At 58.7% G+C, this 13,036-nt stretch carries 10 protein-coding genes; 5 read left to right on the top strand and 5 right to left on the bottom strand.

Features of this window, described 5'->3' with window-relative positions; genetic code table 11:
* Positions 1-11 precede the first annotated feature (11 nt).
* Both rutB and rutA read right to left on the bottom strand, forming a co-directional pair.
* Positions 12-701 carry a pyrimidine utilization protein B gene (rutB, locus tag HBA26_RS08240; RefSeq protein ID WP_028012657.1) on the bottom strand — a complete coding sequence of 230 codons (690 nt, stop codon included), beginning with the start codon at positions 699-701 and terminating at the stop codon, positions 12-14.
* Positions 701-1,792 carry a pyrimidine utilization protein A gene (rutA, locus tag HBA26_RS08235; protein ID WP_041910549.1) on the bottom strand — a complete coding sequence of 364 codons (1,092 nt, stop codon included), beginning with the start codon at positions 1,790-1,792 and terminating at the stop codon, positions 701-703. Before rutA ends, rutB begins: the two co-directional genes overlap by 1 nt.
* Positions 1,793-2,037: 245 nt before the next feature.
* On the opposite strand from rutA, the gene rutR reads away from it, so the two are divergent.
* Positions 2,038-2,676: an HTH-type transcriptional regulator RutR gene (rutR, locus tag HBA26_RS08230; RefSeq protein WP_028012659.1), complete on the top strand. Its 639-nt coding sequence runs from the start codon at positions 2,038-2,040 to the stop codon at positions 2,674-2,676.
* Here rutR and HBA26_RS08225 read toward each other — a convergent pair.
* Positions 2,673-3,068 (bottom strand): lysozyme inhibitor LprI family protein, encoded by a 396-nt coding sequence (locus tag HBA26_RS08225; protein ID WP_041910548.1) that lies wholly within the window; start codon positions 3,066-3,068, stop codon positions 2,673-2,675. The genes rutR and HBA26_RS08225 overlap by 4 nt on opposite strands.
* A gap of 51 nt (positions 3,069-3,119) precedes the next feature.
* The gene (gene putA / locus HBA26_RS08220) at positions 3,120-7,082 is read right to left on the bottom strand and encodes a trifunctional transcriptional regulator/proline dehydrogenase/L-glutamate gamma-semialdehyde dehydrogenase (protein ID WP_126345231.1); all 3,963 of its coding nucleotides are present in this window, start codon (positions 7,080-7,082) and stop codon (positions 3,120-3,122) included.
* Positions 7,083-7,504: 422 nt separating this feature from the next.
* Here putA and putP point away from each other — a divergent pair, with 422 nt between their 5' ends.
* Both putP and HBA26_RS08210 read left to right on the top strand, forming a co-directional pair.
* Complete coding sequence (gene putP / locus HBA26_RS08215) at positions 7,505-9,013, top strand: sodium/proline symporter PutP (RefSeq protein ID WP_045261668.1); 1,509 nt, start codon at positions 7,505-7,507, stop codon at positions 9,011-9,013.
* A 116-nt stretch (positions 9,014-9,129) separates the two neighbouring features.
* Positions 9,130-9,549, top strand: a complete 420-nt coding sequence (locus HBA26_RS08210) for a DUF3574 domain-containing protein (RefSeq protein WP_126345232.1) — start codon at positions 9,130-9,132, stop codon at positions 9,547-9,549.
* Positions 9,550-9,597: 48 nt separating this feature from the next.
* Here the strand turns inward: HBA26_RS08210 and HBA26_RS08205 are convergent, their stop codons facing one another.
* The gene (locus HBA26_RS08205; RefSeq protein WP_047368266.1) at positions 9,598-10,782 is read right to left on the bottom strand and encodes a nucleoside transporter C-terminal domain-containing protein; all 1,185 of its coding nucleotides are present in this window, start codon (positions 10,780-10,782) and stop codon (positions 9,598-9,600) included.
* A gap of 251 nt (positions 10,783-11,033) precedes the next feature.
* Between HBA26_RS08205 and efeU the strand changes: the two genes are divergently transcribed.
* Together efeU and efeO are read left to right on the top strand one after the other, a co-directional pair.
* Positions 11,034-11,867 (top strand): iron uptake transporter permease EfeU, encoded by an 834-nt coding sequence (gene efeU, locus HBA26_RS08200; protein WP_028012665.1) that lies wholly within the window; start codon positions 11,034-11,036, stop codon positions 11,865-11,867.
* 40 nt (positions 11,868-11,907) lie between these two features.
* Positions 11,908-13,035, top strand: coding sequence for an iron uptake system protein EfeO (efeO, locus tag HBA26_RS08195; RefSeq protein WP_028012666.1), 1,128 nt, complete (start codon positions 11,908-11,910; stop codon positions 13,033-13,035).
* The last annotated feature ends 1 nt before the right edge of the window (position 13,036 follow it).

Below are 13,036 nucleotides of genomic sequence, written 5' to 3'. Positions count from 1 at the left end.
CGTGTGTCTCCTCAGGCGATACGGGCGAGCGGAGGATTCAGGGCGTCGCAGAAATCCGCAACGTTACTGACCCAGCCAAAAAAGGTTTCGATATTGAACAAAGCTGCCTTTTGGGCGAATTCCGGCCCGGCCTGATGGGTCGCGTCTTCCAGCACCACGCCGAAATACTCGAGGAAAAAGCCGTCGCGCAGGGTCGACTCTACGCAGACGTTGGTGGCAATGCCGGTGAACACCAGGTGGCGAATGCCCCGGCTGCGCAGCAGGCTGTCGAGCGGGGTGTTGAAAAAGCCGCTGTAGCGCGGTTTCGGCAGGACGATATCACCCGCCTGCGGGACCAGCTCGTCCACCAGCTGATAATCCCAGCCGCCTTTGGCCAGCAGCTTGCCCTGCAGTTCGGGCCGTTTACGCATGGTTTTCAGGGCGTTGGATTTGTGGAAGTTGGGCGAGCCGGGGCCACCGGCCTCGACGTACTGGTCGTCCCAGCCGTTCTGGAACCATATAATGAGCATGCCCGCAGCGCGCGCGGCGGCGACGGCGGTTTTGATGTTCTCGATCACCGGCCTTGTGGCGGAGACGTCGAACCCCGCCAGATCCAGATAACCGCCCTGGCTGGCATAGGCGTTTTGCATGTCCACCACGATCAGCGCGCTCTGCTGCGGCGCAAAGGTGATGGCTTCCGGGCGAGCGTTTAAGGTCGTCATTACGCCACCTCCTTCGTGACGGCAGGAATGTGGGCGCGGCACTGCATCAGCGGCTGGATGCGCTCGCCGAAGGTTTCCACGCCGGTGAGGAAATCATCGAAGGTCAGCAGGACGCCCTCAGCGCCGGGTACGGCTGCCACTTCGTCGAGCATCCTGGCAACGCTGGCGTACGAGCCAACCAGCGTGCCCATGTTGATATTGACGGCGGAGGTTGGGTCGGCCATCTGACGCACGTTGGTGTCTGCGCCGGAACGGGTATCCTTCTGGCTCTGCTCGGTAAGCCAGCTCAGGGCTTCGTCGTCAGCGCCGTCCTTATACCGTTCCCATTTGGCGCGTGCGGCGTCGTCGGTTTCGTCGGCAATGACCATGAACAGCACGTACGAGCCCACGTCGCGCCCGGTTTTGTCGGCGGCCTCCTTCATGCGTGCCGCGGTCGGGGCAAAGGCGGCAGGGGTGTTAACGCCTTTGCCGAAACAGAAGTTAAAGTCGGCGTATTTCGCGGAGAATTCCATGCCCGCGTCGCTCTGCCCGGCGCAAATCACCTTCATCGGCACCGACGGCTGCGGGCTGACGCGGCAGTCGTTCATGGTAAAGAAATCGCCTTTGAAGTCGCTTTTGCCGGTGCCCCACAGGTCGCGCAGCACCTGTACGTATTCGGTCAGGTAGTCGTAGCGACGGGAGAAGTAATCGTCGCCCGGCCAGAGTCCCATCTGCTCGTACTCCGGTTTTTGCCAGCCGGTGACCAGGTTAACGCCAAAGCGCCCGCCGGAGATGGAGTCGATGGTGGAGGCCATGCGTGCCACGATCGCGGGCGGAAGGGTGAGGGTGGCCGCGGTGGCGTAGATCTGGATCCGCGAGGTAACCGCTGCCAGCCCGGCCATCAGTGTGAAGGACTCCAGGTTGTGATCCCAGAATTCCGTTTTGCCGCCAAAGCCGCGCAGCTTGATCATCGAAAGCGCAAAGTCGAAATGGTAGTGCTCCGCTTTCTGCACGATGGCTTTGTTCAGCTCAAAGGTCGGCATGTACTGCGGTGCAGTGGTCGAGATAAGCCAGCCGTTGTTGCCGATGGGTACAAATACGCCAATTTTCATCACGAACCTCTCTTCATTACGTCGCAGGTGTAACGGAGGTTTTGCAAAGGCAATGCCAGTTTTGAAAACGCTTGTGTTATTAATGTGTTAATCAAAGGTTGGAGGATTGATGCCGCTAAATGTGGACTAAATGGTCAAAAACATTGCACAGAAAACAGGCACTCATGCGCGATGGGAGTGCAGAAGGTCGTGGCGAGGCGGGGGTTTTGCTATGCTGAGCGCAGGAAAGAAAATGGAGAGCGGAAATGACACAAGGCGCAGTGAAAACACCCGGAAAACGTTCGCAGGCGGTGAGCGCCAAAAAGCAGGCGATCCTCAGCGCCGCGCTGGAGACCTTTTCACAGTTTGGCATTCACGGCACGCGCCTGGAGCAGGTGGCGGAGCAGTCCGGGGTGTCTAAAACCAATCTGCTCTACTATTACCCGTCGAAAGAGGCGCTGTATGTGGCGGTGATGCAGCAGATCCTCGATATCTGGCTGGCGCCGCTCAAGGCATTTCGCGAAGAGCTGGCCCCGCTGGTGGCTATCGAGGAGTACATTCGCCTGAAGCTCGAGGTGTCGCGCGATTACCCGCAGGCGTCAAGGCTGTTTTGTCTTGAGATGCTGCAGGGCGCGCCGCTGCTACAGGCGGAGCTGACGGGGGATTTAAAGCAGCTGGTGGACGATAAGTCGGCGATTATCGCCGGATGGGTTGCCAGCGGAAAGCTGGCACCGGTCGACCCGCAGCACCTGATCTTTATGATCTGGGCCGCTACCCAGCACTACGCTGACTTTGCGGCCCAGGTCGAGGCGGTAACCGGTAAAACGCTCCAGGACGAGGCGTTTTTCCAGAGCACCCTCGAAAACGTGCAGCGGATGATTATCGAAGGGATCCGCGTGCGTTAATTGCCCGGCGGGAGAGGGCAGCTTAAGTCGCCCTCTTCACACTGCATCAGCGAGGCCAGAAACGCCTCGCGCTCCACGGTTTTTTCCGCCAGGCACTGGTTAACAATCATTGGCTGGACGCTCCCGCCTTCCGTCCCCGAACCGATAAACGCGCAGTCCGCGTCGCGTAGGGTAATCCACGCCTGTTGCGCTTTTTTCAGCAGGTCGCGCTGGGGGGCCGCCGCGCGTTTGATGGCGGCCTGGTAGGTCTGGTTGAGTTTTTTATCGGCTGCCTGGTACTGCTGCGCGCTACAGGTGTTCAGTTCAAGCTGCGTAGTGGCGTTGTCGCACTCGTTGGCCAGCGCGCTGGTGCTGAGCAGCAATGCCGCACCGGCGATAAGATATCGTTTCATATACTCCCCAATAAAATAAGGCTCCGTCTCCGGAGCCTTATTAGCACAGCGTTAGCCGATTGTCATCAGGCTGGCGTTACCGCCCGCCGCTGCGGTGTTGACGCTGAGCGAGCGCTCCACGTACAGACGCTCCAGCAGCAGGTTGGTTTCCCCGCGGGCGAAGCCCTGCACGGAAACAATCGCCCCGCTGCGGGCCGCCACCTGCTCGCACAGCTCGCGCAGCTGGTCGGAATCACCGTGGTAGATCACCGCGTCAAACGGCTGGGTCAGCAGGGCATCGGCTTTCGCGAAGTGAATACGGGCCGAGACCGCTTTCGGCAGCTGTTTGGCGAGATCGCGATGCAGCGCATCGTCCGGCCACAGCACTTCACACCCGGTGGCCATCGCCGCGGCTAGCTGTACCAGCGCGTCCTGCTCGTTATCCGCCACGCACAGTACGCGCTCGCGCGGCATCAGCGTCCAGGTGTTGCGCTCGCCGGTTGGCCCCGGCAGCAAACGCTGGGTACCGGCCTGCGCCAGCTCGCCGTACTGCTGGGCAACCGCACGCAGCTCAGGACGTTTTTCCGCCCAGGCGATCAGCGCCTCCAGCGGTTGCGTCAGCACGGTTTTCAGCTGCGCATCCACCGGATACTCCGCATCCTGACGCGCCAGGGTGACTCCCAGTGCGTTCTCAGGACGGTTCGCCAGCAGCCGGTACAGGTAGAGCGGGCCGCCCGCTTTCGGACCCGTACCGGAGAGGCCTTCGCCGCCGAACGGCTGCACGCCCACGACCGCGCCAACCATGTTGCGGTTGACGTACAGGTTGCCGACTTTGGCCGTGCCGGTGACCTGCGCAATGGTCTCGTCGATTCGGGTATGCACGCCGAGCGTCAGGCCGTAGCCGGAGGCGTTGATCTGGTCGATAAGCGCGTTGAGGTTGTTACGGTTGTAACGCACCACGTGCAGCACCGGGCCGAAGACCTCTTTTTTCAGCTCGTCGAAGCTTGCCAGCTCAATCAGCGTAGGCGGCACGAAGGTGCCAGTCTGCCACTCGCGGGCATCTTCGCTGTTCTCGCGCACCGCCTGGAACACCGGACGGCCTTTGGCGCGCATGGCCTGAATATGGTTTTCAATGTTGGCTTTGGCTTCCGCGTCGATCACCGGCCCGATGTCGGTGGTGAGACGGCCCGGGTTGCCCATGCGGCATTCCGCCATCGCGCCGCGCAGCATCTTCAGCGTGTGGTCAGCCACGTCATCCTGTAAGCACAGCACGCGCAGGGCGGAGCAGCGCTGACCAGCGCTATCGAAGGCGGAGGCCAGCACGTCAACCACCACCTGCTCGGTGAGCGCGGAGGAGTCAACAATCATGGCGTTCATGCCGCCAGTTTCGGCGATAAGCGGGGTAGGACGACCCTGCGCATCCAGACGGGTGGCGATGTTGCGTTGCAGCAGGGAGGCCACTTCGGTCGAACCGGTAAACATCACGCCGCGCACGCGGTTATCGGAGGTGAGTTTGGCGCCCACCGTTTCACCGCGCCCTGGCAGCAGTTGCACCACGCCCGCCGGAACGCCTGCTTCCAGAAGAATGTTGATGCCCTGGGCGGCAATCAGCGGGGTTTGCTCTGCCGGTTTCGCCAGCACGCTGTTGCCTGCGGCAAGGGCGGCGGCAATCTGGCCGGTGAAGATCGCCAGCGGGAAGTTCCACGGGCTGATACAGACCACCGGACCGAGCGGACGGTGCGTTTCGTTGTCGAAATCATCGCGCACCTGACCGGCGTAGTAGTGCAGGAAGTCGACCGCCTCACGCACTTCGGCGATGGCGTTGCTGAAGGTTTTCCCCGCCTCACGCACCAGAATGCCGATGAGCGACTGCATTTGATCTTCCATCAGCACCGCGGCGCGTTCCAGAATGGCGGCACGCTCCTGCGGCGGGGTGGCGAACCAGATTGGCGCGTTATTCACCGCGCTCTCCAGCGCCTGTTCCACTTCCGCTTCGGTTGCTTCACGCGCGTAGCCGACGATGTCCTTCGGCTCTGCCGGGTTGATCACCGGCTGCATTTCACCGTCCTCAACGGACTGCTCAAGGATCGGTTTGGCCTGCCATTTCTGCAATGCGCTGTTGAGCAGGGCAGAGGAGAGCGACGCCAGACGGTGTTCGTTCGCCAGATCCAGGCCCGCCGAGTTGACGCGGCCCGCGCCGTACAGCTCGCGCGGCAGGGCAATTTTCGGATGCGGCAGACCAATCTGGCCTTCCTGCGCCGCCAGCTTCTCAACGGCCTGCACCGGATCGGCCACCAGTTCGTCGAGCGGCAGGGTGGTGTCGGCGATGCGGTTAACGAAGGAGGTGTTCGCCCCGTTCTCCAGCAGACGACGCACCAGGTACGCCAGCAGGGTTTCGTGGGTGCCCACCGGGGCATAGATACGGCACGGGCGGTTCAGCTTGCCGTCCGCCACTTTACCGGTGACCTGCTCGTACAGCGGTTCGCCCATGCCGTGCAGGCACTGGAACTCGTACTGGCCCGGATAGTAGTTCTGCCCGGCCAGGCTGTAGATCGCCGCCAGGGTATGGGCGTTGTGGGTCGCGAACTGCGGATAAATCAGGTTCGGCACGCCGAGCAGTTTTTTCGCGCACGCGAGGTAAGAGACGTCGGTGTAGACCTTGCGGGTATAGACCGGATAGCCTTCCAGACCTTCCATCTGGGCGCGTTTGATTTCGCTGTCCCAGTAGGCGCCTTTCACCAGGCGGATCATCAGGCGGCGACGGCTGCGGCTGGCCAGGTCAATCAGGTAATCAATGACGAACGGACAGCGTTTCTGGTAGGCCTGGATGACGAAACCAATCCCGTTCCAGCCTGCCAGTTCCGGCTCGAAGCACAATTTTTCCAGCAGATCGAGGGAGATCTCCAGACGGTCAGCCTCTTCGGCGTCGATATTAATGCCGATGTCATACTGGCGCGCCAGCAGGGTCAGGGACTTCAGGCGCGGATAGAGCTCTTCCATCACCCGGTCGTACTGCGCGCGGCTGTAGCGCGGGTGCAGGGCAGAGAGCTTAATAGAGATGCCCGGGCCTTCATAAATACCGCGACCGTTGGACGCTTTACCGATGGCGTGGATCGCCTGCTGGTAAGAGACCATGTAGGCCTGCGCGTCGGCGGCGGTGAGCGCCGCTTCGCCCAGCATGTCATAGGAGTAGCGGAAACCTTTGTCTTCCAGCTTGCGGGCATTCGCCAGCGCTTCGGCAATGGTTTCCCCGGTGACGAATTGCTCGCCCATCAGGCGCATCGCCATGTCCACGCCCTTGCGGATCAGCGGCTCGCCGCTCTTGCCGATAATGCGGTTCAGAGAGCGTGACAGGTTGGCTTCGTTATGGGTGGAGACCAGCTTGCCGGTAAACAGCAGACCCCAGGTGGCGGCGTTGACGAACAGCGACGGGCTGCGGCCAATGTGGGAGTGCCAGTTGCCGTTGCTGATCTTGTCGCGGATCAGCGCGTCGCGGGTAGCTTTATCCGGAATACGCAGCAGCGCTTCCGCCAGGCACATCAGCGCCACGCCTTCCTGTGAGGAGAGGGAGAACTCCTGCAACAGGCCCTGCACCATCCCGGCGCGGCCGGTGGCGGTTTTCTGGTTGCGCAGCTTGTCGGCTAACTGATACGCCAGGCTGTGCGCCTGGGCGGCAATGGCTTCCGGCAGGCGGGCCTGCTCCAGCAGCATCGGCACGGCGTCGGTTTCGGCGCGGCGGTAAGCCCCGGTAATGGCGGCGCGGCTGACGGACTGCGGCAGGATCTGCTCGGCAAATTCGAGGAACGGCTGGTGGTTCTCTTCCACCGCCGTCGCGGCGTCTTCGCTTTCGTTCGCTGCGCCCGCCAGCAGGGCAGGCAGCTCCGGCAGGCCGTCTTCGCTTTCCAGCCTTTCCAGATAGTTAAAAATCGCCTGCTTGATTAACCAGTGCGGTGTGCGATCAATGCGGGTTGCTGCGGTCTTAATCCGTTCGCGGGTCGCGTCATCCAGCTTAACCCCCATGGTGGTCATCCCCATGCCAAGACTCCTGTTGTTCTGTAATAGCGTTCTGTTGATAGCGTGAAATATCCACCATGTTGCAACTTTGTGCAACCGTGTTAAATGTGACCTGGTTTGCAAGCTGGAAAATGAATGGATTGTTAACGAATAGTTAGCTGGAAAAAAGCGCTGGCTTCTGCATGCGAAGCCTGTTTTTATGCGGTGCTTAACACTTTTAAAAGGTGCAACCCGTATAAATGTGAGCGAGTGCAACCTATAGGAAAGACGTATAAAACCAGGGATGAAATTCATGTAAATGCAGTGTTAAATCGTTTGTCAGTGGGAAGCGTATACGGCAGGATAGCGCGCCCAACGGAAACACATACACACATCACTACGTTCCGGTGATGACATAACAAGGCAACCCGGACGGTTGTCGCTCGACATTTTGGAGAATTTGAATGGCTATTAGCACACCGATGCTGGTGACATTTCTCGTTTATATTTTTGGCATGATCCTGATAGGGTTTTTGGCATGGCGTTCCACTAAAAACTTTGACGACTACATCCTTGGCGGGCGTAGCTTAGGCCCAATGGTCACCGCGCTCTCTGCGGGCGCATCCGACATGAGCGGTTGGCTGCTGATGGGGCTGCCGGGCGCGATTTTCATCTCTGGTATTTCCGAAAGCTGGATCGCCATCGGCCTGACCGTCGGCGCATGGATCAACTGGAAGCTGGTGGCAGGCCGTCTGCGCGTGCATACCGAAGCCAACAACAACGCCCTGACGCTGCCAGATTACTTCACCGGACGCTTTGAAGATAACAGCCGCATTCTGCGCATTATCTCCGCGGTGGTGATCCTGCTGTTCTTCACCATCTACTGCGCCTCCGGCATCGTGGCGGGTGCGCGACTGTTCGAAAGCACCTTCGGCATGAGCTATGAAACCGCCCTGTGGGCCGGTGCCGCGGCAACCATCCTCTATACCTTCGTGGGCGGGTTCCTGGCAGTAAGCTGGACCGACACCGTGCAGGCGAGCCTGATGATCTTCGCCCTGATCCTGACCCCGGTGATTGTGATTTTCACCGTTGGCGGCTTTGGCGATTCACTGGAAGTGATCAAGCAGAAGAGCATCGAAAACGTCGACATGCTGAAAGGGCTGAATTTCGTTGCCATCGTCTCCCTTATGGGCTGGGGCCTGGGCTACTTCGGTCAGCCGCACATTCTGGCGCGCTTTATGGCGGCGGATTCTCATCACACCATCGTTCACGCGCGTCGCATCAGCATGACGTGGATGATCCTGTGTCTGGCGGGCGCGTGTGCGGTCGGCTTCTTCGGTATCGCCTACTTCAGCAATAACCCGGCGCAGGCGGGCGCGGTGAACCAGAACGCCGAGCGCGTGTTCATCGAGCTGGCGCAGATTCTGTTTAACCCGTGGATTGCCGGTATTTTGCTCTCCGCGATCCTGGCGGCGGTGATGTCCACCCTGAGCTGTCAGCTGCTGGTTTGCTCCAGTGCAATCACCGAAGACCTCTACAAGGCCTTCCTGCGTAAAAATGCGAGCCAGAAAGAGCTGGTGTGGGTAGGGCGCTTTATGGTGCTGGTGGTGGCGCTGGTAGCCATTGCGCTGGCAGCCAACCCGGAAAACCGCGTGCTGGGTCTCGTGAGCTACGCGTGGGCGGGCTTCGGTGCCGCGTTTGGGCCGGTGGTGCTGTTCTCCGTCATGTGGTCACGCATGACCCGCAACGGCGCGCTGGCGGGGATGATCATCGGTGCGGTGACCGTCATCGTCTGGAAGCAGTTCGCGTGGCTGGGCCTGTACGAAATCATTCCGGGCTTCATCTTCGGCAGCATCGGTATTGTGGTGTTCAGCCTGCTGGGTAAAGCGCCGTCTGCCTCTATGCAGAAGCGCTTTGCGGAAGCGGATGCGCACTACCACACTGCGCCGCCGACTAAGCTTCAGGCAGAATAATTTTCTCACGCAGTACCGTAGGCCGGGTAAGCGCAAGCGCCACCCGGCTTTTTTCTTGCCAAAATCCGTATTTTCCTGTGATATCCATGTGCTTATAACAATGAGGATAGCGACATATGACAATCAAAACAGGGTTAATGGCGGTGGCATTATTGATGCTGGCGGGTTGTAACGCACCCTCGCAGCGTGCGGCGGTGGAGACCTGCAAAGCGGATAACCAGATGCAGCAGACCACGCTCTATTTTGGCTTGAATCGCCCGGCAGGGGCGCAGATTACCGGCAGCGAGTGGCAGCAGTTTGTTGACCAGGACGTGACGCCGCGTTTTCGCGATGGCTTAACGGTGTTTGATGCGCGCGGGCAGTGGCTGGGCAACGACGGGAAAGTGGCGCGTGAATCCAGCAAAGCGTTAATGCTGATCCACGGTAAAGATGCGCAGAGCGAGAAGAACATCGAAGCATTGCGCGGGATTTATAAGTCTCGTTTCGCGCAGGAATCGGTGATGCGGGTCGACCAGCCGGTGTGCGTACAGTTTTAATAAAAAACGGCGGGATAACCCGCCGTTGTTGTTTTGTAGCAAAGCTATTTACAGCACTAATCCCGCAAAGCTCGCCGACAGCAGGCTCACCAGCGTCGCACCGTATACCAGGCGCAGACCAAACCGCGACACCACGTTGCCCTGCTGCTCGTTAAGCCCCTTAATTGCCCCGGCGACGATGCCGATGGAGGCGAAGTTAGCGAACGAGACGAGGAAGACGGACAAAATACCCAACCCGCGCGGTGACATTTCATGAGCAATTTTTTGCAGCTCAATCATCGCCACAAATTCATTCGCCACCAGCTTGGTTGCCATAATGCTGCCCGCGTTTAACGCATCGCTCAGCGGAATCCCGATAAGCCACGCCAGCGGATAAAACACATAGCCCAGGATCTGCTGGAAGCTCATGCCGAATACGCTGGAGAAGAGGGCGTTAACGGCGCTGATGAGGGCGATAAAGCCAATCAGCATCGCCAGAATAATCATCGCCACCTTAAAACCGGCCAGAATATACTCGCCCAGCATTTCAAAGAAGCTCTGGGATTCGTGCAGTTTTTCCAGCTTGATATCCGGTTCGGCTTCCGGACGCACCGGGTTAATGACCGAGAGAATAATAAAGGTGCTGAACATGTTCAGGATCAGCGCGGCAACGACAAATTTGGCGTCGAGCATGGTCATATAGGCACCGACAATCGACAGGGAGACCGTCGACATGGCCGTGGCCGCCATGGTGAACAGACGACGCGAGGAGAGATCCCCCAGCACGCCTTTATAGGCAATGAAGTTTTCCGACTGGCCGAGGATCAGCGAGCTCACCGCGTTGAACGATTCCAGCTTGCCCATGCCGTTCAGCTTTGACAGCAGCGTCCCGATGATTCGAATAAAAATCGGCAGGATCCGCCAGTGCTGGAGAATACCAATCAGTGCGGAAATAAAAATAATCGGACACAGCACGCCGAGGAAAATAAACGCCAGCCCTTTTTCTCCCATTCCGCCAAAGACGAAATTCGTCCCTTCCGAGGCAAATTTCAGCAGTGACTCAAAGAAGCCGGAAACGTATTTAATCAGGAATAGCCCGCTTTCGGCGTGCAGGAAAAAGAACGCCAGGGCAATTTCAATAACAATCAGCTGTAAAACATAACGAATGCGAATTTTTCGGCGGTCGAAACTCACCAGCCAGGCAAGCGCAAGAATAATCACCAGCGCCAGCAGGAAATGGACAATCTTAAACATGGAATATTTTCGGTTGGTTTTTGAGGCGGATATTTAGCCACAGCACTGGTTAACCGTAAATGGGCATTTTAATTATAACTTATAAACTTAACGGTAACGGTGGCAACTATTAACAGGCTTTGAGTTTACAACTCGTCATCAAATCACCACACATTTCGCTTGTGTTTCCTTCCGCCGTAATGATAATCACTATCACAAGAATTTACCTTTCTTTGCATCAGTTGACCGCGATAAACATTTAAGGTGTCGGCATGTTTGTTCCATTTCTCATTATGTTACGTGAAGGCCTTGAAGCGGCCCTGATTGTCAGCCTTATCGCCAGCTATCTCAAGCGCACCCAGCGTGGGCGCTGGATTGGCGTGATGTGGGTTGGCGTATTCCTTGCCGCGGCGCTCTGCCTGGGCTTAGGTATCCTCATCAATGAAACCACCGGCGAATTCCCGCAGAAAGAGCAGGAGCTGTTTGAAGGTATCGTCGCCGTGATTGCGGTGTTCATCCTGACGTGGATGGTCTTCTGGATGCGCAAAGTTTCCCGCAACGTGAAGGTGCAGCTGGAGCAGGCGGTGGATAACGCCCTGCAGAAGGGGAATCACCACGGCTGGGCGCTGATCATGATGGTCTTTTTCGCCGTGGCGCGCGAGGGTCTGGAATCGGTTTTCTTCCTGCTGGCGGCATTCCAGCAGGACGTGGGCATCTGGCCGCCGCTGGGCGCTATGCTCGGTCTGGCAACGGCGGTGGTGCTGGGCTTTCTGCTCTACTGGGGCGGCATTCGCCTCAACCTGGGCGCCTTCTTTAAGTGGACCAGCCTGTTCATTCTGCTGGTGGCCGCGGGGCTGGCGGCAGGGGCGATCCGCGCCTTCCACGAGGCGGGCCTGTGGAACCACTTCCAGGACGTGGCGTTCGATCTTAGCAACGTTCTCTCCACCCATTCACTGACCGGCACCCTGCTCGAAGGCATCTTCGGCTACCAGGAAACGCCGAGCGTCAGCGAAGTGGCGATGTACTTTATCTATCTGGTTCCGGCGCTGGTGCTGTTCGCGATGCCGCCGCGTACCGGTTCGCAGGCGTCGCGCGTTGCGCCGTAATTATTGTTTTAGTTACAACATACTTTTTAAGGGAAGAGTCATGGCAATTCAGTTTCGTCGTAGTGCATTGTGCGCAGGCATTGCCGCGCTGTTCGCTTCTGCATTCGCTGCGCAGGCTGCGGATATTCCGCAGGTAAAAGTCACCGTTAACGATAAGCAGTGCGAGCCGATGACCATCACGGTTAACAGCGGTAAAACCCAGTTTATCATTCAGAACCACAGCCAGAAGGCGCTGGAGTGGGAGATCCTCAAAGGCGTGATGGTGGTGGAAGAGCGCGAGAACATCGCGCCGGGCTTCAGCCAGAAGATGACCGCCAACCTGCAGCCGGGTGAATACGACATGACCTGCGGCCTGCTGACCAACCCTAAAGGCAAGCTGATCGTCAAAGGTGCAGCGACGGCGGACGCGGCCAAAGGCACGGCCCTGCTGAGCCTGGGCGACGCTATCACCGCCTATAAAGCCTACGTCACCAAAGAGACGGCGGACCTGGTCACGGGTACCAAAGCCTTCACCGACGCCGTGAAAGCGGGCGATATCGAAAAAGCGAAATCCCTGTACGCGCCAACCCGTCAGCACTACGAGCGCATCGAGCCGATTGCCGAGCTGTTCTCTGACCTCGACGGCAGCATTGATGCCCGCGAAGATGACTACGAGCAGAAGGCCGCCGATCCGAAATTCACCGGCTTCCACCGTCTGGAAAAAGCCCTGTTTGGCGATAACTCCACCAAAGGAATGGAGAAATACGCCGGGCAGCTGAACACCGACGTGCTGGAGCTGCAAAAGCGCATCAGCGAGCTGGCCTTCCCGCCGTCGAAGGTGGTGGGCGGCGCGGCCGGTCTGATTGAAGAAGTGGCCGCGAGCAAAATCAGCGGTGAAGAAGATCGCTACAGCCACACCGACCTGTGGGACTTCCAGGCCAACGTCGACGGTGCGCAGAAGATTGTCGAGCTGCTGCGTCCTCAGCTTCAGAAAGAGAACGGCGAACTGCTGGCGAAAGTGGATGCCAACTTCAAAAAGGTCGATACCATCCTGGCGAAGTACCGTACCAAAGACGGGTTCGAAACCTACGACAAGCTGACCGACGCCGACCGTAACGCGCTGAAAGGCCCGATTACGACGCTGGCGGAAGATCTCTCCCTGCTGCGCGGCGTACTGGGTCTGGACTAAG

The organism is Enterobacter sp. 725m/11 (assembly GCF_011683705.1).
GTDB classification, from domain to species: domain Bacteria; phylum Pseudomonadota; class Gammaproteobacteria; order Enterobacterales; family Enterobacteriaceae; genus Enterobacter; species Enterobacter bugandensis.
The sequence above is the reverse complement of the archived record's forward strand: the minus strand, read 5'-3'. Positions and strand labels throughout refer to the sequence as shown.

Coding starts and splice junctions, on each gene's coding strand:
- rutB (WP_028012657.1), bottom strand. CDS start 701: ATGACGACCTTAAACGCTCGCCCGGAAGCCATCACCTTTGCGCCGCAG.
- rutA (WP_041910549.1), bottom strand. CDS start 1,792: ATGAAAATTGGCGTATTTGTACCCATCGGCAACAACGGCTGGCTTATC.
- rutR (WP_028012659.1), top strand. CDS start 2,038: ATGACACAAGGCGCAGTGAAAACACCCGGAAAACGTTCGCAGGCGGTG.
- HBA26_RS08225 (WP_041910548.1), bottom strand. CDS start 3,068: ATGAAACGATATCTTATCGCCGGTGCGGCATTGCTGCTCAGCACCAGC.
- putA (WP_126345231.1), bottom strand. CDS start 7,082: ATGGGGATGACCACCATGGGGGTTAAGCTGGATGACGCGACCCGCGAA.
- putP (WP_045261668.1), top strand. CDS start 7,505: ATGGCTATTAGCACACCGATGCTGGTGACATTTCTCGTTTATATTTTT.
- HBA26_RS08210 (WP_126345232.1), top strand. CDS start 9,130: ATGACAATCAAAACAGGGTTAATGGCGGTGGCATTATTGATGCTGGCG.
- HBA26_RS08205 (WP_047368266.1), bottom strand. CDS start 10,782: ATGTTTAAGATTGTCCATTTCCTGCTGGCGCTGGTGATTATTCTTGCG.
- efeU (WP_028012665.1), top strand. CDS start 11,034: ATGTTTGTTCCATTTCTCATTATGTTACGTGAAGGCCTTGAAGCGGCC.
- efeO (WP_028012666.1), top strand. CDS start 11,908: ATGGCAATTCAGTTTCGTCGTAGTGCATTGTGCGCAGGCATTGCCGCG.